At 33.9% G+C, this 25,330-nt stretch carries 19 protein-coding genes; 13 read left to right on the forward strand and 6 right to left on the reverse strand.

Annotation, left to right across the window (positions count from 1 at the left end; all coding sequences use genetic code 11):
• The first annotated feature begins 3 nt into the window (after positions 1 to 3).
• Together OLM53_RS03675 and OLM53_RS03680 are read left to right on the forward strand one after the other, a co-directional pair.
• The gene (locus OLM53_RS03675) at positions 4 to 657 is read left to right on the forward strand and encodes a hypothetical protein (RefSeq protein ID WP_264521707.1); all 654 of its coding nucleotides are present in this window, start codon (positions 4 to 6) and stop codon (positions 655 to 657) included.
• A 48-nt stretch (positions 658 to 705) separates the two neighbouring features.
• Positions 706 to 843 (forward strand): hypothetical protein, encoded by a 138-nt coding sequence (locus OLM53_RS03680; protein WP_264521708.1) that lies wholly within the window; start codon positions 706 to 708, stop codon positions 841 to 843.
• Between the two features lie 186 nt (positions 844 to 1,029).
• Here OLM53_RS03680 and OLM53_RS03685 read toward each other — a convergent pair whose 3' ends face one another.
• Complete coding sequence (locus OLM53_RS03685) at positions 1,030 to 1,560, reverse strand: hypothetical protein (RefSeq protein WP_264521709.1); 531 nt, start codon at positions 1,558 to 1,560, stop codon at positions 1,030 to 1,032.
• 448 nt (positions 1,561 to 2,008) lie between these two features.
• Between OLM53_RS03685 and OLM53_RS03690 the strand changes: the two genes are divergently transcribed.
• Both OLM53_RS03690 and OLM53_RS03695 read left to right on the forward strand, forming a co-directional pair.
• Positions 2,009 to 2,485, forward strand: coding sequence for a hypothetical protein (locus tag OLM53_RS03690; RefSeq protein WP_264521710.1), 477 nt, complete (start codon positions 2,009 to 2,011; stop codon positions 2,483 to 2,485).
• Between the two features lie 6 nt (positions 2,486 to 2,491).
• Positions 2,492 to 3,049 carry a hypothetical protein gene (locus OLM53_RS03695; protein ID WP_264521711.1) on the forward strand — a complete coding sequence of 186 codons (558 nt, stop codon included), beginning with the start codon at positions 2,492 to 2,494 and terminating at the stop codon, positions 3,047 to 3,049.
• A gap of 38 nt (positions 3,050 to 3,087) precedes the next feature.
• Here the strand turns inward: OLM53_RS03695 and OLM53_RS03700 are convergent, their stop codons facing one another.
• The 4 genes from OLM53_RS03700 to OLM53_RS03715 all read right to left on the reverse strand — a co-directional run bounded on the left by OLM53_RS03700 (position 3,088) and on the right by OLM53_RS03715 (position 12,126).
• Positions 3,088 to 4,398 carry a dihydrolipoamide acetyltransferase family protein gene (locus tag OLM53_RS03700; protein WP_264521712.1) on the reverse strand — a complete coding sequence of 437 codons (1,311 nt, stop codon included), beginning with the start codon at positions 4,396 to 4,398 and terminating at the stop codon, positions 3,088 to 3,090.
• A gap of 72 nt (positions 4,399 to 4,470) precedes the next feature.
• Positions 4,471 to 5,610 carry a glycosyltransferase family 2 protein gene (locus OLM53_RS03705; protein WP_264521713.1) on the reverse strand — a complete coding sequence of 380 codons (1,140 nt, stop codon included), beginning with the start codon at positions 5,608 to 5,610 and terminating at the stop codon, positions 4,471 to 4,473.
• A 601-nt stretch (positions 5,611 to 6,211) separates the two neighbouring features.
• Entirely contained in the window at positions 6,212 to 6,412 is a 201-nt protein-coding gene (locus OLM53_RS03710; protein ID WP_264521714.1) for a hypothetical protein, read from the reverse strand.
• Positions 6,413 to 6,867: 455 nt separating this feature from the next.
• Entirely contained in the window at positions 6,868 to 12,126 is a 5,259-nt protein-coding gene (locus OLM53_RS03715; RefSeq protein WP_264521715.1) for a T9SS type A sorting domain-containing protein, read from the reverse strand.
• 459 nt (positions 12,127 to 12,585) lie between these two features.
• Between OLM53_RS03715 and OLM53_RS03720 the strand changes: the two genes are divergently transcribed.
• The 3 genes from OLM53_RS03720 to OLM53_RS03730 all read left to right on the forward strand — a co-directional run bounded on the left by OLM53_RS03720 (position 12,586) and on the right by OLM53_RS03730 (position 16,670).
• Positions 12,586 to 14,448: an ABC-F family ATP-binding cassette domain-containing protein gene (locus OLM53_RS03720; protein WP_264521716.1), complete on the forward strand. Its 1,863-nt coding sequence runs from the start codon at positions 12,586 to 12,588 to the stop codon at positions 14,446 to 14,448.
• Between the two features lie 281 nt (positions 14,449 to 14,729).
• Entirely contained in the window at positions 14,730 to 15,857 is a 1,128-nt protein-coding gene (locus tag OLM53_RS03725) for an outer membrane protein assembly factor (RefSeq protein ID WP_264521717.1), read from the forward strand.
• 36 nt (positions 15,858 to 15,893) lie between these two features.
• Complete coding sequence (locus OLM53_RS03730) at positions 15,894 to 16,670, forward strand: O-methyltransferase (protein WP_264521718.1); 777 nt, start codon at positions 15,894 to 15,896, stop codon at positions 16,668 to 16,670.
• 58 nt (positions 16,671 to 16,728) lie between these two features.
• On the opposite strand, the gene OLM53_RS03735 is transcribed toward OLM53_RS03730, so the two are convergent.
• Entirely contained in the window at positions 16,729 to 17,403 is a 675-nt protein-coding gene (locus OLM53_RS03735; RefSeq protein ID WP_264521719.1) for a hypothetical protein, read from the reverse strand.
• Between the two features lie 169 nt (positions 17,404 to 17,572).
• Between OLM53_RS03735 and OLM53_RS03740 the strand changes: the two genes are divergently transcribed.
• The 6 genes from OLM53_RS03740 (at position 17,573) to OLM53_RS03765 (ending at position 25,325) form a co-directional block, all read left to right on the forward strand.
• Positions 17,573 to 18,271 (forward strand): ABC transporter ATP-binding protein, encoded by a 699-nt coding sequence (locus tag OLM53_RS03740; protein ID WP_264521720.1) that lies wholly within the window; start codon positions 17,573 to 17,575, stop codon positions 18,269 to 18,271.
• Positions 18,272 to 18,435: 164 nt separating this feature from the next.
• Positions 18,436 to 19,005 (forward strand): cob(I)yrinic acid a,c-diamide adenosyltransferase, encoded by a 570-nt coding sequence (locus OLM53_RS03745; protein ID WP_264521721.1) that lies wholly within the window; start codon positions 18,436 to 18,438, stop codon positions 19,003 to 19,005.
• Between the two features lie 154 nt (positions 19,006 to 19,159).
• Complete coding sequence (locus tag OLM53_RS03750; RefSeq protein WP_002986941.1) at positions 19,160 to 19,381, forward strand: DUF2795 domain-containing protein; 222 nt, start codon at positions 19,160 to 19,162, stop codon at positions 19,379 to 19,381.
• 92 nt (positions 19,382 to 19,473) lie between these two features.
• Positions 19,474 to 22,821 carry a preprotein translocase subunit SecA gene (gene secA, locus OLM53_RS03755; protein WP_264521722.1) on the forward strand — a complete coding sequence of 1,116 codons (3,348 nt, stop codon included), beginning with the start codon at positions 19,474 to 19,476 and terminating at the stop codon, positions 22,819 to 22,821.
• Between the two features lie 270 nt (positions 22,822 to 23,091).
• Positions 23,092 to 23,613 (forward strand): helix-turn-helix domain-containing protein, encoded by a 522-nt coding sequence (locus tag OLM53_RS03760; RefSeq protein ID WP_264521723.1) that lies wholly within the window; start codon positions 23,092 to 23,094, stop codon positions 23,611 to 23,613.
• Between the two features lie 98 nt (positions 23,614 to 23,711).
• Positions 23,712 to 25,325: an aryl-sulfate sulfotransferase gene (locus tag OLM53_RS03765; RefSeq protein ID WP_264521724.1), complete on the forward strand. Its 1,614-nt coding sequence runs from the start codon at positions 23,712 to 23,714 to the stop codon at positions 25,323 to 25,325.
• Positions 25,326 to 25,330: the final 5 nt, after the last annotated feature.

A 25,330-nucleotide genomic window follows, 5' to 3' on the forward strand; every position in this document is an offset into this window, starting at 1 on the left:
CTTATGTATCGAATTATTTCTAAAGCAATAGCTATTGCTTGCTATTTCATATGTTTACTATTTGTAATCCATGGGAATTCTCAGAATAACATTGCCAATTTAAAATTGGAAAAGAACACGATTTATATTTTTAGTCGGGGAACAAAAACCAAATCGGGAATCATTGCCGAGAAATTTAATATTCACGACAAGAAAATTACCCACGTAGGTATTGGATTTTTGGAGCATAATGTCTTAAAAATTTATCATGTGGTGGATATTGATACGATGCAAACGGCACTTGTTGTGAGTGATTTGAAAAGCTTTATCAATGAGAGTGTGTATTATTTGAGTGTTTGGAAATGTGATAACCCTGTTGTTGATTTTAAAAACCTCAAAAAGATATGTAAATACTATACTTCTAAAAAAATATATTTTGATTATTCCTTTAGTTTGAATGATAACACTACCCTTTATTGTTCAGAGTTTTGCGAAAGAGTTCTTAAAGAAACTAATTCCGTTACTTTTAATTTTAAACCGAGAGTACTAAAATTGGAACGTTTTTATCAAACGGTGTTGGAGAGAGCCGAGTTAGTTTATTATCCTGTTGATTTTTTTGAGGACCATCCTAGTTTTACTAAAATCTTTGAAAGCGAGTTTACTGTAACTACTGATTAAATTAGTAAAATAGGTAACCCAATAGAAAATGCCAACAGCAACTTTGAAGTGGCCAATGATAACATTGAAACTGCTGACGGTAACATTGAAATGGTGGACGTCAACTTTGAAAATGCCAACGAGAACATTGAAACTGCTGACGGCAACATTGAAATGGCGGAAGTCAACTTTGAAAATGCCAACTAGAACATTGAAACTGCTGACGGCAACATTGAAATGGCCAACGTCAACATTGAAATGGCGGAAGTCAACATTGAAATGGCGGAAGTCAACATTGAAACTACCGACGACAATATTGAAATGCTATCTTTTATTTAATGACATTGGATAATTAAAAATATTATTATGTCTCAAAATCAGAAGCGGTTTTTATTATTGGTTATTTTTTAAATTGGAAAGGAGGTCCTCTTCTAATTTTTTTACTTCCAATTGTTTTTTGGTGATTTTAACTTCAAATTGGCTGCTTTCTACCTCAGATAAATGGCCTTCGTTTTTTTTGCTTTCATATTTTTCTTGAAGTTTTGCTAGGTCTCTATTGGCATTTACTAATTTTTGATTTAACCTGATTTCCGATTTTTTGGCATCATTGAGTTTATCATTATTATCCGCGATGGCTCTGTTTTCTTTTTGAACTTGCTTTTGTTCTTTTTTGAGTTTTTTTTGCTCTTTGGCTAATTCTCTTCTTTGGTCTGTTGCTTTTTCATCATTTCGTTCTTGATCTCTGGTGATTTCCTTTTGATCGTGAAGATCTGACTTCAGTTCCGATTTTTTTTCATCTATTACGGCTTTACTCGATTGGATTTTTGTTTGAACCGAATCTACTACAATGGTAGTTTTTATTTCTTGTGCAGAAGAAATAACGTACATAAATAAGAAAAGCACACTGCTAATTAATTGTTTCATAACTATTTGAATTTAATTTTACGAAACAAATGTACTCGTACCCTACCGTTAGAATGTTACATCAATTGGAATATAATTTACATCTTTTACGGTTTTTAAAATTGTGTATTTCAAATACTAATGTTACTACTTGAAGATTCATGTACATTTAAAAAAAGTACACTTTTTGTACACCAAAAGAGGCATTCCTCTTTTTAAATTTAGGCTATCAAAACGATATAAATTATTAACAGGGTAAAGAAGTGGTTTACCTCCACAAAGTGACACCTTACAAAAATTTTTTCTGTTTTTTGTACTAGATAAAAATAGAAAGCTACTATTTATTTTATAAGGTTGGTTTATAAATAGTATCGTGATAAAACCAGCCATTAAAAAAAAACAGTCTTATTTATAACATGTTTGGACGACAAGTAATGAGGCTGTGACTAATTAAAAATTATACAACAAGATGAAAAATTTATTATTTAGCTTTTTTGCTACTACTTTCTTATTTTTAAATGCTAATGCACAAAGACCCAACCTTTCTAATTATCATTGTGGGGAAGGTCAACACGCTGTTGCCTATTTTGATTTTGATTGTTTAAGATTACATAGACTTTCTACAAATTGCACAAGAAGATTTTCAATTTGCTCGGATGGAACATGGACCGTAGAATGTGTTGATAATTCAAGAACAAGTAAGTCAAAATATAATGCTTTGACTAAGACTGCTACGATTGTTGCCGAAGTTTCTGTTGATGGTAAGTCTGCAACATTGCATTTCCCTATTGAGATTACTAAACTAAAAGAATATACTGCTGAAGATTTTAAAAATTTTGGATTTGATGCTGATTATTCATTATCTAAAGATTTTTTTATTATTAAAGGAGAATATATTCCTACTTTTACTAATGATGAAATTTTAGTCAAAGTACCTTTAAAATAAACCTTTATGAAATTAAAATCGTTATCCTTTTTGTTAGTTATAGTGTTTTTAGCCTCTTGTACGTCTATTTATTCAACGGTTGAAAACGTTAATAATAAAAAAACTTATGACTCGAAAGAACAGTACATCGAGACTGTCAATAAAAAAAATCATATTGCAAAAGAGAAAATAATTATTTTAAAGGATGACGAACTTACTACTTTCATGTCTGAAATTGTCTCCAAAAGGTTGAGTACTTATTATGGTATTGCTAATAAAAGCTATTTTGTTAGTGCTGAACAATTGAGTATCAAAAGTTGTTCGGGTCAGATGACATCGCTCTACAAACTATTTATAGCTGATGATAAGGGTATTAAAAAGTCGGATGCCTCAGAAATCCCATTTTTGACAAATCTGCAACTGGATAATTCTAAGAACACCGTGATTTTTATTTACTCCCACAAATTAGGAGGAATGATAAAAAGTAAAATTAATGGGGTAATTGATACATTAGAAAAAGAAAATAATTTTGATTACCGAGTCATATCTATTGATAATCCTGATATTATCAATAAAACCCGATAAACAAAAAAGGTGTTCAAATGAACACCTTTTTTTATTTCCTAATACTCTCTATTTACATCAAATGCTTCTAGGTAATCGGCTACTCGTTTTACGAAGCTTCCTCCTAATGCTCCATCTACTACTCTATGATCGTAAGAGTGTGATAAGAACATTTTTTGACGGATTCCGATAAAGTCTCCTTCTGGAGTTTCGATAACGGCAGGTACTTTTCTGATGGCACCAAGGGCAAGAATTCCTACTTGAGGTTGGTTGATGATTGGTGTTCCGAATACAGAACCGAAAGTTCCGACATTGGTTACGGTATAAGTTCCACCTTGGGTATCGTCTGGTTTTAGTTTTCCGGCTTTGGCACGGTTTCCTAAATCGTTTACGGCTTTTGCCATTCCGACAAGGTTTAGTTGGTCTGCATTTTTAATAACAGGAACGATTAAGTTTCCGTTAGGTAAAGCTGCAGCCATTCCTAAGTTGATATTTTTTCTTTTGATAATGAAATCACCATCAACAGAGATGTTCATACCTGGGAAGTCTTTTAAGGCTTTGGCCACGGCTTCCATGAAGATTGGGGTAAATGTTAGCTTTTCACCTTCTCTTTTTTCGAAGGCATTTTTAACACGGTCTCTCCATTTAACAATATTGGTAACATCTACTTCGATAAATGATTGTACGTGTGCTGATGTTTGTACTGAGGCTACCATATACCCTGAAATCAGTTTACGCATACGGTCCATTTCTACAATTTCGTCTCCGCCATTTACTGAAACTGGAACAGCTTGAGTTGATGGAGTTACTGGTGTTGCAACTGGTTGAGAAGCTACTGGAGCAGCAACTGCTGGTTGACTTCCTCTAGTTTTGATATAATTTAAAATATCTTCTTTGGTTACTCTATTGTCTTTACCAGAACCTGAGATGGTTTCCAATTCGGCCACAGAAATACCTTCAGCGGTGGCAATATTTTTTACTAAAGGAGAATAAAATTTATCTGAAGATTTAAAATCGGCCGGAGCTGCGTTTGCCTGAGCCACTTCAACTGTTTTTATTACTTCGGCAACTGCTGGAGCGACAGTTTCAGCTTTTGGTTCAGGAATTCCATTCCCAACGGCTCCACCACCTTCTGTTTCAATAATGGCAATGGTTTGTCCCACTTTTACCACATCATTTACCTGAAATAAAATTTCGGTTAAAGTTCCTGATACTTCGCTTGGCACTTCGCTATCTACTTTGTCTGTAGCAATTTCCAAAACAGCTTCATCGGCGTCGATTTTTTCACCAACGTTTTTTAACCAATTTGTAATGGTTGCTTCCGCAACACTTTCACCCATCTTAGGTAATTTCAATTCAAACTTTGCCATATATGTAAACTAAAGTTGTGTGGTTTAATTTCGATTGCAAAAATACTAATTGTTTTGAGCCTACACTAAGAATTATTCAATTTTTGATAAATTTCTAATTATTCCTCTATCGTTTGCGTGATTGCTTCCAATTATAAAATTGGACTGTGGTAAAAACATTTTGAAAGCGCTATTTTTTCCTTTTGTTTTCTTCATAAAACCGATGATTTCTTGGAATAAAAATGACTGAGTATCAAATATCATTTCGTATTTTAGAGCGGGATTAATTTTTAATGGCTCCAACTTTGAATAAGTAATTTTACCTAAAGCGTATTTGGAATTTAAAAGTTCTTTAGAAAAAAGAACCGTTTCATCTGGATAAAAAATACTATTGTGTTGCTGATTTTTTTTTATTTTGCTAAAAATAAAACTTCCTATTTGCATCATCCAATCGAACAAAATTGATTTTCGGAAATGCTTTTTATAAAAAAACTGCATGGCTTCTTGAAAATGCTTCATGTATTTTTGATCTCGAACGGTGCTTTCCCCTTTATAATGGATAACGGTAGTTTCTGCAAAGTAATAATTGGATTTTCCTTTTTGTAGTGAACGATAACTTAAATCAATATCATCCGAATACATAAAGCAGTCTTCATCAAATCCACCTAAATCCGTATACAATTCTCGTTTCATTACCATAAACGCTCCTACTAGAATGTCTACTTTTCCGGTTTGATTTTCGGATAAATGGTGGGCATAATATTTATTGAATAGCGATGATTTAGGAAACCATTTGTACAAGCCAAAAATCTTAGTAAAAGCTACCCATGGCGTTGGAACCCCACGTTTGCTTTCAGGAAGAAAGTTTCCTGCTCCGTCTATTAATTGACAGCCTACAATTCCTAAATCAGATTGTTTTCGGGCGAAAGCCAGCACCTTTTCAAAAGTATCTTCAGCCACAACCGTGTCCGGATTTAGAATGCAAATGTATTCCCCTTGGGCTTCTTTGACTGCGATGTTGTTGCCTTTTGGGAAGCCTAAGTTTTCTTTGTTTTCAATCAATTTGATAGTAGGAAAACGCTGTTTCATCATGTCGCAACTATCATCAGAAGAATGGTTATCGATGACAATAATTTCGGCATCCATATTTTGTATGGCTTTTTGCACGCTCAACACGCACAGCTCTAAAAAGTAGCGCACATTGTAATTAAGGATGATAACCGATAGTTGCATTTGACAAATATAATAGATTGTTAGATACGGCTATGCCTTTATATTGTTAGAAATTTGAGTTACTTTTGCTAAAGAGTTATGATTTTATTAAACTCATGACTTATAATTCAAAATTTATAACTCAAAAAGTGAATTACCTTTCACTAGAATTGAGCAACATCCTAAATTATTGTTTGAATCCATAGAAAAGCGCTATTACAAAGTATCTATTGGGATTTGTATGAAATATAAATTCCTAATTGATACCACATAAGGAATTGAAGAAATAGAATTAGAAAATCATAGAAAATTTAGAGGGTATTCTATAATCGAAAATTCACTTAATGAATTGGGTTATGAAGTAAAGATTTCAAGAGATACTTTTGGAAGAAGAGTTCATCATCCGGTTATTCCAATCTACAAAGAAGAATTAAGAAATTAAGGTTTAGCTCTTATAGATGCAAAGTGTTCTCAACCTATATTACTTCTGAATATTATGGAAGAACAAAATATAGTTGATGTAAAGTATGAAGCAGCATTTAAAGTAGATTTTTACAACTACCTAGTTCAAGAACTGAAACTTCAAGACAGACAACAAGCAAAAAATTTGTTTATGTTCTTTCTAAATTACACCGCTGCATGCTGCAGTTGCATTTCCGGTAGGCCCACCTCCGGCTCCCCAGCAGTATACCGTTAATGAGGTCACTCCGGCCGGAACTGTCAAAGAAGATGTTCCTTGTGAAGTTAGAGTAACCGTTGTTTGGGAATAAAAACGTACTGGCAAAAACAGTACTATTAGTAAAATAACAAGTATTTGTTTCATACTTTAAATTATATTCTATTTTCAGAAGTTTATTATACAAAAAAACTTCACCTTTTGAACTGAGAAAATTAATCGTTATTTAGCCTAAAAAAGCTACGAATTACATACACTGAAGATCTCAACCAACTGCTTTAATTGACCATTCGTCTAAATTTTGTTATCGAAAATCATTATAAATCATATTTATTATCACCAATTAAACCAATTTTTTCTTGGATTGGGCTATGAGTTATGAGTTTTGGGTTCTCTGTTTTCTTTTAGGGATAAGTTTAAATTTGGACTTTTTTCTTCTTCTTTCTTCTCTTGTTTTTCTTTATTTTATTTAAAAAAGGAGATGGGTTTTATATGGGTTTGCCTAAAACTGCTTTGAAGGTTAGTAAGCTATAATCGACTTATAAACCAAGAAACCCTTTCTCATATCTGAGAAAGGGTTATTTTATTAAAAAAAGTGAAATCTATTTTTTTATTACTCGTAGTGTTTCAATACGATCTTCTTGGTTTACAATAACATTGTAAATACCTGATGGAAAATTAGAACCTATTTCAAAATCTGAAACTTCACTCTCAGAAATTTCATACTGTGTAATTAAATTTCCTACTATGTCATAAACTAGAATTCCAACTTTTGCTTCACTTAAATTTGTTAAACTCAAACGAAATGTTTCTGTAAATGGATTAGGATAAACTTTAGCATCAAACAATTTACAAGTTGGTTTAACTCCAATATATTTATTAATTACCACAATTCTAGCATTAGAAACACATTCAGCAGCATTTTTAACAGTAACACTGTAAGTTCCTACACATAAATTACTAAATATAGGAGATGTCTGATATGATGATCCACCATTTACACTATAGCTATAACCAGATCCTATAGGAGATGTAACTGTAATTGATCCTCTCGTAGAAGAAGAGGTTGGTTGTGTCACATTTACAACAGGAGCAGATAATGCAATTGCTGAATTTATAACAACAACTCTAGCATTAGAAATACATTCAGCAGTATTCTTAACAGTAATGCTATAAGTTCCTACACATAAATTACTAAATACAGGAGATGTCTGATATGATGATCCACCATTTTTACTATAGCTATAACCAGATCCTACAGGAGATGTAACTGTAATTGATCCTCTCGTAGAAGAACATGTTGGTTGCGTTACATTTACAACAGGAGCAGATAATGCAATTGCTGAATTTATAACGACAACTTTAGCATTAGAAACACATCCAGCAGCATTCTTAACAGTAATACTATAAGTTCCTACACATAAATTACTAAATGTTGGAGTTGTTTGATAGGATAATCCACCATTTATACTATAGCTATAACCAGAGCCAATAGGAGATGTAACTATAATTGATCCTCGCGTAGAAGAACATGTTGGTTGTGTTACATTTACAACAGGAGCAGATAATGCAATTGCTGAATTTATAACGACAACTTTAGCATTAGAAACACATCCAGCAGCATTCTTAACAGTAATACTATAAGTTCCTACACATAAATTACTAAATGTTGGAGTTGTTTGATAGGATAATCCACCATTTATACTATAGCTATAACCAGAGCCAATAGGAGATGTAACTGTAATTGATCCTCGCGTAGAAGAACATGTTGGTTGTGTTACATTTACAACAGGAGCAGATAATGCAATTGCTGAATTTATAACAACAACTGTAGCATTAGAAACACATCCATTAGCATTCTTAACAGTAACACTATAAGTTCCTACACATAAATTACTAAATACAGGAGATGTCTGGTATGATAATCCACCATTTATACTATAGCTATAACCTGATCCAATAGGAGATGTAACTGTAATTGATCCTTTCTTAGAAGAACAATTTGGTTGAGTTGAACTAGTAGTTGGAACAGCAAGATTAATATTGGTCACAACCCATAAACAACTAACTGTATTGAATTCTGCTGTTTGACAAGAAGTCATCGAAGGTCTAATTGGCTGAATTCCTGTAACATCGTATTGACATGTATTTCCATTCCAAATTGCGTTTTGATAACAAGCTACTGTTGGTGCCTGTGGTTGTGTTCCTGTTACATCGTATTGACATGTAGTGCCATTCCAAGTTGCGTTTTGATAACAAGCTACTGTTGGCGCCTCTGGTTGTGTTCCTGTTACATCGTAATCACAAGTCGTAGCATTCCAAGTAGCTGTTTGGTAACATAATACTGTAGGAGCAGCTGGTTGTGTTCCTGTTACATCGTAATCACAAGAAGCAGCATTCCAAGTAGCTGTTTGGTAACATAATACTGTAGGAGCAGCTGGTTGTGTTCCTGTTATATCGTAATCACAAGAAGCAGCATTCCAAGTAGCTGTTTGGTAGCATAATATTGCAGGTGCAGCTGGCTGTGTTCCTGTTACATCGTAATCACAAGTAGTAGCATTCCAAGTAGCTGTTTGGTAACATAATACTGTAGGTGCAACTGGCTGTGTTCCTGTTACATCGTAATCACAAGTAGTAGCATTCCAAGTAGCTGTTTGGTAACATAATACTGTAGGAGCAGCTGGTTGTGTTCCTGTTACATCGTAATCACAAGTAGTAGCATTCCAAGTAGCTGTTTGGTAGCATAATACTGTAGGAGCAGCTGGTTGAGTTCCTGTTACATCGTAATCACAAGAAGCAGCATTCCAAGTAGCTGTTTGGTAACATAATACTTTAGGAGCAGCTGGTTGTGTTCCTGTTACATCGTAATCACAAGAAGTAGGATTCCAAGTAGCTGTTTGGTAACATAATACTGCAGGAGCAGCTGGTTGTGTTCCTGTTACATCGTAATCACAAGTAGTAGCATTCCAAGTAGCTGTTTGGTAACATAATACTGCAGGAGCAGCTGGTTGTGTTCCTGTTACATCGTAATCACAAGTAGTAGCATTCCAAGTAGCTGTTTGGTAACATAATACTGTAGGAGCAGCTGGTTGTGTTCCTGTTACATCGTAATCACAAGAAGTAGGATTCCAAGTAGCTGTTTGGTAACATAATACTGTAGGAGCAGCTGGTTGTGTTCCTGTTACATCGTAATCACAAGTAGTAGCATTCCAAGTAGCTGTTTGGTAACATAATACTGTAGGAGCAGCTGGTTGTGTTCCTGTTATATCATAATCACAAGAAGTAGGATTCCAAGTAGCTGTTTGGTAACATAATACTGTAGGAGCAGCTGGTTGTGTTCCTGATATATCCCATGAACAAGTAGCACTATTAAAATTAGCCGATTGATAACAAGCTATTGTCGGTTGTTGGGGTTTAGGATTAACAGATGCCGTTACAGCAGAACGTTCTGAAGAACAACCATTATCCAAAGCTTGAGCATAGACTGTTGTATTAAATGAAATTGCAGATGCAGTGAATGTTTGTCCTGTACCTAATAGAGCACCATCTGTAGCTTCAGAGTACCATTGAATACTACCTGAAGATGATGTTGCTGAAAGAGTTACATCACCCGATCCACATACTGATCCGTTAGTAACACTTGCAACTGTAGGTATTGGGTTCACAGTAACTACAACTGGAATACGATTAGAAGTACATCCACTTTTAGTAGCTTGTGCGTAATAGGTTGTTGTTTGTGTAACTGATGGCGTAGAGAAAATCGAAGTAGTATTTAGTACTGCACTTGATTGTTCTGTGGCATACCATTTAATGGTTGCACCACTTTCGGACTGTACTTCTAGTGTAGCACTTCCTGAACCACATACAGAACCTGACGAGATCACATCAATTGATGGCAATTGATTAATTGAAATTAGTATTATATTACTTTCATCTGAATTACAAGATCCTTTTGAAACTACACGACGGAAATAGGTTGTTTGTGTTACTACTCCCGGATTGTATGATGCTGCTGTTGCTCCGGAAATGATTGAAAAATTATTTCCATCTGTACTCGATAACCAAACATAAGAAAACGACCCTACATTCCCTCCTCCAGAAGGAGTAGAACCTGCAATATTAGCCGGATCACCAGAAATACAAAATGATGAGGTAGCAGGAGCTGTAATTGTATTATTAGTAATAGCTGTACCAGGTGTAATTGTTATTGTGCAAATATTACTTTCTGATGAACAAGAACCACTAGTGACAATACGACGGAATCGTGTCGTAGAATAGACTACACCGGGATTGTATGATTGATCGGTTGCTCCATTAATATTTGACCAAGTTGTATCGTCACTGCTTAATTGCCACTGATAAGTATAAGTTCCATTTCCTCCAGTTGGTAATGCTCCTTGTATGATTCCAGCATCACCATTTAAACAGAAAGTCGTTACTTGAGGATTGCTTATCACATTAGATGTTAGCGGACTATTTACTGTAATAGTAACTGTTGCCGAATTTGAACAAGTTGTAGAAAAAGAAATATCATCCAATCCAAAATCATTTCCACTTGCAATACTATTGTCATTGATAATCGTAATTTCAGCAGTAGTTGCTGAACCTGAATTCCAAACAGTATAAAATTGCTTCCAAGCATAAAGTGCTGATGGTGCAGAAATTTGAGGGCCTATTTCAGTTCCATTAATTAAAAAACGAAGTAGCGAAGGGTTACCGGCATTAATAGAAGTAATCCATGCCGAAAAACTATAATTATTGTTTGGCACAACTTCAACAGTTTGACTCCAAATTTTTTGACCAACAACAGTTGCACCATTAATAGCCATATATTTATCATCATTACGACCTACAGTATTGCCTTGATTATGACCATTTCCAAAAAAAGCAGGATGGTATAATGTAACATTAGAATCTGTTCGATTAGCCACAACAGTATATTTTGATTCTGGATAAAGTCCTGTTCCTGAAGAATAACCAACTGCTGTATTAGCAAATCCATTAACAAAAGAATAATCAGATAAAAAACCATTATTCCCCTGATTAAAATCACCATTAGTAACTAATTCACCACTGGCTACATATCCTGTTACGGTATATGTTGTAGTTGTAGTAGGATTTGCAACAGGATTACTTATATTCGTATTGCTTAAGCCTGTACTTGGAGACCAAAAATACAAATCAGCTCCGCTGGCTTGTAATGTTGTAGAGTCACCACTACAAATAGATTTACTTATTCCTGCATTAATATTTACTAAAGTATTATTAACCGTTGCTATTGCAGTTGCAATACATCCATTTGCATCAGTAACTGCCACTGAATAATTGCCACTCGGAATACCTATTAAATCTTGAGTTGTCGCCCCTGTATTCCATGCATAAGTAAAAGGAGAACTTCCATTAATAACAATCAAATTTACATTTCCAGTACTACCAGGACATGAGTTTTGTACATTAGTTTTCAAAGTCAAACGACTTAATACAAATGAAGTTGAAGTTACATTTGCTGATCCACATGAAACAGAAACAGAGTAATTTCCGGGCGTATCAGCACTATAACTTGAAGTAATAGCTCCGGGAATTATCACACCGTTTCTCTTCCAAACAAATACTGCGCTATTCAGACATCCACTAACAGTTGCTGTGAGCGTAGCAGTAGCACCCGGACAAAAAGATGAGGGTCCTGTAATTGTAACGCTCAACGGGATAAAAATGGCAGAATTATCATAATTTCTATCATTTTCAGATGGTTTAAAAAAATTAATTTCTCTTGAATCTTTAACGGTAGGCACTTTATTAGCACATACACTCGAAAAGAAAGAAATTAACGTTAAAAACAGTAATAATTTTTGTTTCATCATTTTATTTTTTTTAATATTTATGCAGCAAAGCTATTTATATGTAAAATTTCTGATTAATTTATTCGATGATTAGCCAAATTAATTGTTAAAATGTAATTCGCTTAATTTTCACCTACATTTAAAGACGTTTTGTCGAATTATAATTATAGGGGACACTAAAAGGAGTTCAATTTGAACAAATAACTATTTAATTTTTTTTGGAAAAATTAAACTCTTTTTTATTAAATATTTTTTTTGCTTGTCGAGAACATTTACATTTGATGACGAAGGAATAAAGTTGTTGGCAAAACGACTAAAGGAACTCCGTGCAGAAAAAGGTATCACCCAATAGTTCCAATTCGATTAGTATCTTTGCCCCACCGAGAGAAAAATTATTTGTTTTTTTGATATGAAAATTAGTCCAAAAATCACCCTACAAATTTTAAAAATCTCATAACTTATTAAAAATAAATTACACTCGTGAATTACCTTTCAGTAGAAAATATATCGAAATCCTTTGGAGAAAGAACCTTGTTTGAAAACATTTCGTTCGGCATCAACAAAGACCAAAAAATTGCTTTTATTGCCAAAAATGGTTCAGGAAAAACCTGTATCATGAACATTATCAACGGTGAAGATGAACCTGATACTGGTCAGGTGGTGCTTCGAAAAGGATTGAAAATGGCGTTTCTTTCCCAAAAGAACAATCTGCAGGAGGAGTTGACGATTGAGGAAAGCATTTTTGCTTCGGATAATCAGATTTTGCATGTGATTGAGCAATATGAAAAAGCTTTGGAAAACCCAGAAGATGAGGAAAAATACCAATTGGCTTTTGATGAAATGGATCGACACAATGCTTGGGATTTTGAAACGCAATTCAAGCAAATTCTATCTAAACTAAAACTAGATGATTTAAAACTGAAAGTAAAAAGTCTTTCAGGAGGTCAGAAAAAAAGATTGTCATTGGCTATCATTTTGATTAATCGTCCTGATTTGTTGATATTAGATGAGCCTACAAATCACTTGGATTTAGAGATGATTGAATGGTTAGAAAGTTATTTTGCTAAAGAAAATATTACTTTGTTTATGGTTACTCACGACCGTTTCTTTTTGGAGCGTGTTTGTAATGAAATTATCGAATTAGACAACGGAAAACTATACCAATACAAAGGCAATTACTCTTATTATCTTCAGAAAAAAGAGGAGCGCATTGCTATGGAAAATTCTACGATTGATAAAGCGCAAAATCTTTTTACCAAAGAATTGGCTTGGATGCGTCGTCAACCTAAAGCCAGGACTACCAAATCGAAATCGCGTCAAGATGATTTTTACAAAATCAAGGAAGTCGCTGAAAGTAGAAGAAAAGATAATGTAGTCGAGCTTGAAATCAATATGGAGCGAATGGGCAGCAAGATTATTGAGCTACACAAACTTTATAAAAAATTCAAAGACAAAACCATATTGGACAACTTTACTTATGATTTCCAACGCGGTGAACGTATTGGAATTATTGGTAAAAACGGAACAGGGAAATCGACTTTCTTGAATATCTTAACCAAAACGATGTTACCTGATGCTGGTAAAGTGGTTATTGGGGATACCATTAAAGTGGGGTACTACACACAAAGTGGTATCAATCCTAAGCCTGGACAAAAAGTAATTGACATTATCAAAGAATATGGCGAATATATTCCGTTAACGAAAGGGAAAATTATTTCGGCTTCGCAGTTATTGGAACGCTTTTTATTTGATGCTAAGAAACAATACGACTTTGTTGAAAAGCTAAGTGGTGGTGAGTTGAAACGACTGTATTTGTGTACCGTTTTGATTCAGAATCCAAACTTTTTGATTCTGGATGAGCCTACGAATGACTTGGATATTGTGACTTTGAATGTATTGGAAAGTTTCTTATTAGATTATCCTGGCTGTTTATTAGTGGTTTCTCACGACCGTTATTTTATGGATAAGATTGTAGATCACTTGTTCATCTTTAGAGGTGAAGGACAGATAGAAGATTTTCCAGGAAATTATTCTGATTTTAGAGCCTATGAAGATTCGGCTGAGCCTAAAAACTTATCGAGTGTTAGTACGGAAAAAGTAAATTGGAAGCAAAACAATCCAACGACTTCTGGTTTGAACTTCAATGAGCAAAAAGAGTTCAGCAAAATTGAGCGCGAGATTAAAGATTTAGAATACGAGAAAAAGCAAATCGAAAATCAGTTTGCTGAAGGGAAAGTAGCTGATGCTGATATTACGGCTAAAGCCAATGAACTTCAAGCTATCATAACCAAACTAGAAGAAAAAGAAGAACGTTGGTTTGAGCTTTCTTCTAAAATGGAGTAAATAAAACTGTTTGTATATTTTTTAAAAACAAAAAAAAATAATTAAAACTAGTATTAAAATTTTAATACTTTACCTAATAATTATATAATGTAAGCTGTTCATTTATATGTAAATTTGAATACTTACAAAATAGTTTTGTGATAAAACTAGTTATTCAAAACTATCTAATGAAGCTCCATTTTTATTTAAAATTACTCACTCTATTATTTTTTATATTTTCTTATCCTCACCTTACATTTTCACAGGAAACGAAAAATGATTCCTTAGTAACTTTTTACGATTTGTTTAAAAAAAAATCTAAAAGAATAGAGAGTAATACTGAAGCTAAAAGTAATATCATCATACTTCCTACCATTGGTTATCAACCGGCAACAGGGTTTACGTTGGGATTTATCAGTCAATACAGTTTTAAAAAAGATTTGGAAGATAAAATATCATTAATTTCTGGTGGCGCTTCTTATAGCACAAAAAAGCAAATCTTAACCTACTTAAAAAACAGTATGTACTTGGATAAAGACAAGTATTTTTTGAAAGGTGATTATAGATATTATATTTTTTCCCAATCTAATTTCGGTTTAAGTTCTGATATAATTCCTTATGGTGATGCCTTTGATGATTTTGATTTTGCTGCTATTGAACAACCCATGAAGTATAATTATTTCAAATTTCATCAAACTGCTTCTATCAGGATTATCAAATCTTTCTACACAGGATTAGGTATTCATGTTGATGACTATAGTCATATTCAAGATGAATTATTGGATGTCAGTCATCAAGAGTTCACTTATCATTATGACTATTCGAAAAAATATGGATTCAATGAAAACCATTATACTGTTGTTGGTGGCAGCTTAAATGTGATTTATGACACCAGAGACAATCTGATAAATACAAATAACGGGTTGTTTGTAAATTTAAATTACAGATTCAATCCAAAAATAAATTCTAGTCAACAACAAAGTACCGTTTTAACATTAGATTCAAGATATTTTATACCATTGGACCATAAAATAAAACAACATGTTTTAGGAATTTGGGCTTATGGCCAATTTAACACTAGTGGTAAAGTTCCCTATTTAAATCTTCCAGCTATTGGTTGGGATCAAAACAACAGAAGTGGAAAAGGCTATATACAAGGATTAATTAGAGGAGCAAATTTATTATGTCTTGAAAGTGAATATCGCTTTCCAATATTGAAAAATCAGTTGATAACCGGAACGGTATTTGTCAATGCTACGACTGCGAGTGATGTAGAAGGAAATGTAAAACTTTTTCATTCCATGCAACCAGCAATAGGTTTAGGAATAAGAATTTTACTTGATAAAAATACTTTCACTAATTTTGTAGCTAATTTTGGATTAGGACGCGATTCTAAAACATTTTATTTTAATGATGGAGAATCATTTTAATGAATAACTTAGTTTTATGTTCTTTCAATAACCGTTATGCTTTACATCTTAAAATCATATTTAAAATTTCTTTACTGCTCCAAAAACCAACATGGAGTGCATTCGCCTTTTGTTTTTAATTTGGTTACCAAATGCTTTTATGACAAGAAACAATATCCTGAATATTCTATACTGAAAAAGTACAGGGATTCGCTTTTACAAAACAAAAATACAATTGACGTTACTGATTTTGGTGCGGGTTCTAGAGTATTCAAAAGTAATACAAGGCCAATTGCTAAGATTGCCTCAACTGCTGGAATCACTAAAAAAAGAGCAGAATTGCTTTTCAGAATCACTAATTATTTTCAAACCGAAAGTATTTTGGAAATTGGTACTTCACTTGGAATGGCAACTTCTGCCCTAGCCTTAGGAAATCCTAAAGCAAAAATTACTACATTAGAAGGATGTCCAAATACATTGAATGTGGCTCAAAAACAATTTGAAAAATTTGGTTTTAAAAACATTCAATCGATTACCACTGAATTTTCAAGTTACTTGAAAACTGCGACTGGAAACTGCGACTGGAAACTAATTTACTTTGATGGAAATCATTCTAAAAAGGCAACTTTGGCCTATTTCGAATTCTTATTACCCACTGTTACTAATGAAACGGTTTGGATTTTTGATGACATCCATTGGTCAAAAGACATGGAAGAAGCATGGGAAAGGATTAAAAATCATCCTAATGTTACAGTAACCATAGATACTTTTCAATGGGGACTGGTATTCTTTCGTAAAGAACAACCCAAAGAGCATTTTGTGATTCGAGCATAAAAAATGGCAACCATCCCTGATTGCCATTCCTCGAATTAAACAAAACCAATTTAATCAATTATTCTTTTGCTTCTTCATTTTCTCTTGCTTTTGCTCCTATTCTGTTTACTTTAAACATGGGAGCAAATTTGAATTTTATGGAGGCTATCTTCATGTTATCGTCTGAAGACAAACCTTCTTTTTCAACAGTGTTTTTACGACTATCTAATGCTTCATAAATCAATTTTACCTCATCGTAATCTTCTCTTGAAAAATTACTTTTGTTGGCTTTATAAGAGTCAAAGAATTTTTGATATGTATCCAAGATATTATCTTTATTTACCCAACCAAAATTCATGTCTTCTCCAATTTTATCCGTACCAAAAAAAGTATTTCTTAACCTTTGATTTGCATTAACCACTACTACTTTAGGAGTTTTAGATGCCTCAACCGAAGTTTTGATGACTATGTATCTTTTATTAATAGAGTCAACACGTGCCTGATTACTAGCTTTTACGTCATCGCCCAATTGCAAGATAGCATCATTAGATTCTTTCGTTTTTCTGTCAAAATCCGTTGAAATTTGATCCCAATTCGCTTCAGCATCAGCCGTTTTTACATCTTCTAATGAATCTATGTAGGTTTGTAATGCTACAATTTTTTCATCAGCAGCTTCTTTTTCTTTGTTTTTACATGACATAATTGTTACTAATAACCCACAAAGCAATCCATATTGTAATACTCTTTTTTTCATTTTATTTTAGTTTTAATGTTACTGTAAATTTAGTTTGAACCTAAACCTGGCGCATTACACAATTATTTTTAATAGTTGCATAATTCCTTGTTTCAAATTATACTGGTGTCATTGTAACATAATCTTTATATTTACTACCTATTTAGCAAATTCAATTTCAGCAAAAAAAATGGCAAATCCATTAATTAACATAAGTAACCTTAAACGTGATTTTCAATTAGGAAGCGAAACCATTTACGTTTTAAAAGGCATCGATTTACAAATCAACAAAGGCGAATATGTAGCGCTTATGGGGCCTTCAGGTTCTGGAAAATCTACCTTAATGAACCTTTTAGGATGTTTGGACACACCCACTTCTGGAAGTTATATTTTGAATGGAAAAGACGTTAGCCAAATGCATGACGATGATTTGGCTGAAATCCGAAACAAAGAAATTGGATTTGTATTTCAAACGTTTAATCTTTTACCAAGAACAACTGCTTTAGATAATGTTGCTCTACCTATGATTTACGCAGGTCACTCAAAATCAGAACGTAATGAACGAGCGACTGAAGTATTAACTCAAGTTAACCTTGCCGATAGAATGGATCACCAACCAAACCAACTTTCTGGAGGACAACGTCAGCGTGTGGCTATTGCTAGAGCTTTAGTCAACAAACCTTCTATCATCTTAGCAGATGAACCTACAGGAAATTTGGATAGTAAAACTTCTATCGAAATCATGAATCTTTTTAATGACATTCACAAAAATGGCAATACGGTAATCCTAGTAACTCACGAAGAAGACATCGCTAAATATGCACATAGAATTATCCGTTTGCGAGATGGTATTATAGAGAGTGACAATCCTAATCCAGATCATTTGTAAAGGTTAAGGAGCGAAAGGCTTGGGCAGTATCAGTAATCTATTTTCCTGCTGTCCATTCTGCATGACGCCATTCCCATCAGGGCTAGTAAGCCATCCATATGAATTTTTGTTACCTTTGTTCTGATTCTGAAATCAAAATCAGAATTCTAAAATATTAAATCAGCATGAAAGTTTATACTAAAACTGGCGACACTGGAACCACAGCTCTTTTCGGAGGCACTCGAGTTCCAAAACACCATATCCGAATTGAAAGTTATGGTACCGTTGACGAACTTAATTCCCATATCGGACTTATTCGCGATCAAGACATCGATGTTTTATACAAAAATGTGCTGATAGAAATACAAGATCGATTATTCACTGTGGGAGCCATTCTTGCCACACCACCCGAAAAAGAAGTTTTAAAAAACGGTCAGCCTCGTTTAAACATCAATCGCATTTCTGAAGAAGATATAGCATTCCTTGAAAGTAAAATTGATGTAATGGATACTGCTTTGCCACCCATGACACACTTTGTCTTGCCAGGCGGTCACACTACTGTGTCATATTGTCACATAGCACGCTGTGTATGCCGTAGAGCGGAGCGTTTAGCAGTCCATTTGCATGAGTTAGAGCCTACGGATGAGTTAGTAATTAAATACTTAAACCGACTTTCTGACTACCTTTTTGTCTTGGCACGGAAGTTGTCCTTTGACCTGCAAGCGGATGAAGTACCATGGATTCCGAGGAAGTAAGCAGTCACAGTTTTCAGTGTTCAGTTTCTCCCAACTGAGATTGAGATTGAATACTCAAAAGGACGTTCTTAAACATATTTAAAAATAAATCAAAAAAAACTTGACTTTTTCAGTATTAAATTTATTTTTGCATTAAATTAAAAATCGATAGAAGATGTATTGGACATTAGAATTAGCATCGTATTTAAGCGATGCCCCTTGGCCAGCAACCAAAGATGAACTTATTGACTATGCTATAAGAACTGGTGCTCCACTTGAAGTAGTAGAAAATTTACAGTCTATAGAAGATGAAGGTGAAATCTATGAATCTATGGAAGAAATTTGGCCAGATTATCCAACCGACGAAGATTATCTTTGGAATGAGGATGAATATTAAAAAATAAACAATTACAAGAGAAAAAAAGTCCATTTCGGGCTTTTTTTTTGTTTAAATTTGCACACCCTTTAAAAATAAAATACAAACCCATTATGAGTTTCATTAATAGTATTATCAAAGCTTTTGTAGGCGACAAATCTCAAAAAGATGTCAAAGCTACACAACCTTATATCAACAAAATAAAAGCTTTAGAACCAGCATTAGCAGCACTTTCTCATGACGAACTTCGTGCTAAAACAGCTGAATTTAAAGAAAAAATAAAACAAGCTCGTGCTAAACAAGATGCTGAGATTGAAGCCAAAAAAATAGAAGCTGAAAATACAGCTGATATCGATTTAAGAGAAGATATCTACAATGCTATTGACGCTTTAGAAAAAGAGGCTTATGAAATCTCTGAAAAAGTTTTAATGGAAATTCTTCCAGAAGCTTTTGCAGTAATAAAAGAAACGGCAAAACGTTTCAAAGAAAATTCAACCATTACAGTTACTTCAACTGAAAAAGATAGAGAACTTTCGGCTACAAAACCTTACATTACTTTAGTGGGTGACCAAACCAATTGGGCCAACCAATGGAATGCTGCTGGGAAAGAAATTACTTGGGATATGATTCACTATGACGTTCAGTTGATTGGTGGTATCGTTTTACACGAAGGCAAAATTGCCGAAATGCAAACGGGTGAAGGAAAAACTTTGGTAGCAACACTCCCTCTTTACTTAAATGCCTTGACTGGAAATGGTGTTCACTTAGTAACTGTAAATGACTACTTAGCCAAACGTGATAGTACCTGGAAAGCACCTCTATTTGAATTCCACGGATTAACAGTAGACTGTATTGACAATCATTCACCAAACTCAGATGCTCGTAGAAAAGCTTACGAAGCTGATATTACTTACGGTACCAATAACGAATTTGGTTTTGATTACTTGCGTGATAATATGGCGCATTCTCCAGAAGATTTGGTTCAAAGAAAACATAACTATGCGATTGTCGATGAAGTCGATTCGGTATTGATTGATGATGCTCGTACCCCATTGATTATTTCTGGTCCAGTTGCTGATGGCGATCGTCATGAATTCAACGAATTGAAACCAAAAATCGAAAATCTTTATAATTTGCAACGTCAATTGGCTAACGGATTTTTGACCGAAGCTAAACGTTTGTTCAAAGAAGGGAATATGAAAGATGCTGGTTTCCAATTATTGAGAGCCTATAGAGCATTGCCTAAAAATAAAGCCTTAATCAAATTCTTGAGTGAAGAAGGCGTTAAACAATTACTTCAAAAAACAGAAAATGAATACATGTCAGACAACAATCGTAAGATGCCTGAAGTTGACGAAGCCTTGTATTTTGTTATCGAAGAAAAAAATAACCAAGTAGATTTGTCGGATAACGGAATCAAATTCCTTTCTAAAGATACGGATGATAAGTTCTTCGTTTTGCCCGATATCGGAACTGAGATTGCTAATATCGAAAAACAAAATTTAGAAAAAGATAAAGAAGCAGAAGCCAAAGAAAGATTGTTCCAAGATTTTGCTATCAAATCTGAGAGAATTCATACGCTTACTCAGTTACTAAAAGCTTACGCCTTATTCGAAAAAGACGTAGAATACGTAATCATGGACAATAAGATTTTAATTGTTGATGAGCAAACCGGTCGTATTATGGACGGTCGTCGTTATTCTGATGGATTACACCAAGCCATTGAAGCTAAAGAAAGTGTAACTATTGAAGCAGCTACACAAACTTTCGCAACCATTACACTTCAAAACTACTTCCGTATGTACAGCAAATTAGCGGGTATGACGGGAACAGCTGTTACTGAAGCTGGTGAGCTATGGGAAATTTACAAGTTAGACGTTGTTGAAATTCCAACTAATAGAGGAATGTCACGTGTGGATAAAGAAGATTTAATTTACCGTTCGGTGCGTGAGAAATTCAACGCGGTAATTGAAGATGTAACCCAATTATCCCAAGCCGGAAGACCCGTTTTGATTGGAACAACCTCTGTTGAAATTTCAGAATTATTAAGTCGAATGCTGAAAATACGTGGTGTAAATCACAATGTATTGAATGCAAAAATGCACAAACAAGAAGCGCAAATCGTAGAAGAAGCTGGTAAACCTGGCGTAGTAACTATCGCTACCAATATGGCCGGTCGTGGAACTGATATTAAGTTAACACCCGAAGTAAAAGCCGCTGGTGGATTGGCTATCATTGGTACAGAACGTCACGATTCACGTCGTGTAGACCGTCAGTTACGTGGTCGTGCAGGTCGTCAAGGAGATCCAGGAAGTTCACAATTTTATGTGTCTTTGGAAGATAACTTAATGCGTTTGTTTGGTTCAGACAGAGTAGCCAAAATCATGGACAGAATGGGATTGAAAGAAGGAGAAGTTATCCAACATTCGATGATGACTAAATCTATTGAACGAGCTCAGAAAAAAGTAGAAGAAAACAATTTTGGTACCCGTAAACGTTTGCTTGAATATGATGATGTAATGAATGCGCAACGTGAAGTGGTATACAAACGCCGTCGTCATGCTTTGCACGGAGAACGATTGAAATTAGATATTGCGAATATGATGTATGACACTTGCGAATTAATTGTAAGTGAAAACAAAAACAAAAAAGATTTCAAAAACTTTGAATTTGAATTAATCCGTTATTTCTCTATAACCTCTCCAATTACAGAAAGTGAGTTTGACAAACTATCTGAAATGGAAATCACAGGTAAAGTATACAAAGCTACTTTAGCCTATTATACTGAAAAAACAGAAAGAAGTGCTCGTGAAGCATTACCAATTATAACGGATGTATATAAAAATGAAGGCAATCAATTTGAACGCATCATCGTACCGTTTTCGGATGGTATTAAGAGTTTGAATGTGGTTACCGATTTGAAAAAAGCTTATGAAACACAAGGTGCTCAATTAGTAGCCGACTTTGAGAAAAACATCACTCTAGCTATTGTAGATGAAGCTTGGAAAAAACATTTACGCAAAATGGATGAATTGAAACAATCGGTTCAGCTAGCAGTTCATGAGCAAAAAGATCCATTACTTATCTACAAATTAGAAGCCTTCAACTTGTTTAGAAGCATGTTAGACGGAGTGAATAAAGAGGTGATTTCGTTCTTATTCAAAGGGGATTTACCACAGCAAAACAATAGTATTCAGGAAGCACGACAAGTACGTGAAAAACAAAATTACACGGAAAGCAAAGATGAAATTCAAAGCAGTGAAAGTGCCAATCGTGAAGCCAGTCAAGCCGCTTCGCAACGACCACAAGTTACTGAAACCATTGTAAGAGATGCTCCGAAAATCAACCGTAATGACAATGTTACTATTAAACATGTTATGAGCGGAAAAACGGAAACCATGAAATACAAAAAAGCAGAAAGCATGATTGCTTCTGGAGAATGGGTTTTGGTTCAAGAATAAATTTCAGTTCCTAGATTTTTAAATAGAATCCTCAATAGTGAAAGCTGTTGGGGATTTTTTATAGTATCAAAAACTGTGAATTATATAAATCTATTCCAGAATTATATAATTTAGTTTAAGTGCAGTACAATATATTTGCGCCGTCAAATAAAGTTTCTATAAAAGAATAAGAAAAGCTATTAGATTTCAAAAGTCTCTTCCTTTTTCATAACACAATTCACATTTACATTGAAAATACACATTAAATATATGGTTTCACTGCGTTGTAAAATGGCAGTAAAAGAAGAATTAGACAAATTAAAATTAGCTTTTACCACTATTGATTTAGGGGAAGTGGTACTCAGAAAAAACATCCATGCTGATGATAGAGAATTACTTCGCAAAGCCTTATTAAAAAAGGGACTAGAATTAATGGATGATAAAAAATCTATGCTCATAGAACGAACAAAAAACGTAATTGTAGAACTGATTCATTACGCAGAAAAACATCCCAAAGTAAATTTCTCAGAATATTTGAGTAAAGAATTAGACTATAATTATACTCATCTTGCTAATCTTTTTTCAGAAGTTACTGGAACTACCATAGTCAATTATATTATTCTGAATAAAATAGAGCGTGTGAAAGAATTGCTCTTGTATGATGAATTATCACTAACTGAAATAAGTTACTTAATGGAATACAGTAGCGTTTCCCATTTGTCAAACCAATTTAAAAAAGTGACTGGACTAACACCAACCTATTTTAAAGAAATTAAAAATTACAAAAAACGTATTCAATTAGAAGAATTGTAAAAAACAGTTAACAATAAATCCAATCCCCAATAGTGAATGCTGTTGGGGATTTTTTATACCAATTCAAAATATTTTATTTAAATTTGGTAAAAAAGCTTATGAAAAAAATTACACTGCTATTCGTTTTCATATCGCTATCTAGCTTAGCACAACCTACTACAATTGGATTACTTTATCATGATGCTAATGTTTCTGATGGGTATACCCTATTCACACCTTTACTTAACAATGAAACCTTTCTAATTAATTCTTGTGGTGAAAAAGTAAATCAATGGACATTTACCGAAATCCCTGGAGCCACTTGTTATTTACTTACTAATGGTAATTTATTACGCGCAGGGAAAGATCATATTGAAATCAGAGATTGGAACAACAATATAGTTTGGAGTTATGCTACCACTGCAAACGGAATTCAACAACATCATGATATAGAGCCTTTGCCCAATGGAAATGTTTTATGTATCGTTGCTGATCAAACGCCACTTGCTGAAATGACATCCCTAGGAAGAAATCCAGCGATTACTTCAGCTACTATGAAGTTAGAAAAAATAATTGAATTACATCCCGTTGGAACAAACGATGCCACCATTGTATGGGAATGGAAATTTAAAGATCATTTTATTCAAGATTTTGATTCTACTAAATTGAATTTTGGTGTGGTTATAGATCATCCCGAATTGTTAGATGTTAATTATAACAATGGCAACACTGTCGATTGGATACATTCTAATGGAATAGATTATAATGCAGCTTTAGATCAAATTTTGATTTCAAGTCGACATCTAAATGAAATATACATCATAGACCACAGTACCACAACAGCACAAGCAGCTGGACATACTGGAGGGAATTCAAATCAAGGAGGTGATTTTTTATGGCGATGGGGAAATCCAGAAGTATACCGTCAAGGAACGGTTGCCGACAAAAAACTGTTCTTACAACACGATCCAAAATGGGTTGAAAGTGGTTATTTAGATGACGGTAAAATTACTGTATTCAATAATGGTGCGCCAAATACAGCTCAAACCTTTACTTCAATAGTTATGCTTCAGCCCGAAATTGTTAATGGTGTTTATATGAAATCAAATAATAAATTCAATCCTATAAACTATGATTGGTCATGGAGAGGTTCCATTTTAGGAGTTACGGTTAATGAATCCAAACAATGCGGTACACATAGCTTGCCCAATGGGAATATGATCATTAGTGAAGCATCTTTAGGTAGAGTATCAGAAATGACAAAATCAGGAACAATTTTATGGTCTTATATAAATCCAACTGGACCAATAGTGAACTCAAATCCAACTTATTATACTCAGTTTACTAACATTACATCTGGTAATAATAGCTTTTTTAGAGCTGAAAAATATCCTGCCAATTATCAAGGGTTTGTTGGTCACAACATGACTTCTACAACTGGTATTCTTGAAAATACAAACTCAGTTTCTAGTACTTGTGCCTCACTTAACACTTCTATTTTTGATTCTCAGAATGTAGTTGTTTTAAACCCAATAAAAAATAATACCATCCTATTTAATAAAACGATTGAAGCCGATAGTATTATAATTTATGACATTAACGGAAGAGTAATGTACCAACAAAATGCATTTCTAGATAACAAAATTGAACTCAATTTAACTCCAGCTATTTATTTTGTTCAAATTCAACAAGGAGGTGCAATAAAAAAATTAAAAATTGTCATTACTCAATAAATAGA

Origin of the sequence: Flavobacterium sp. N1994 (genome assembly GCF_025947145.1) — a bacterium.
Taxonomy (GTDB): domain Bacteria; phylum Bacteroidota; class Bacteroidia; order Flavobacteriales; family Flavobacteriaceae; genus Flavobacterium.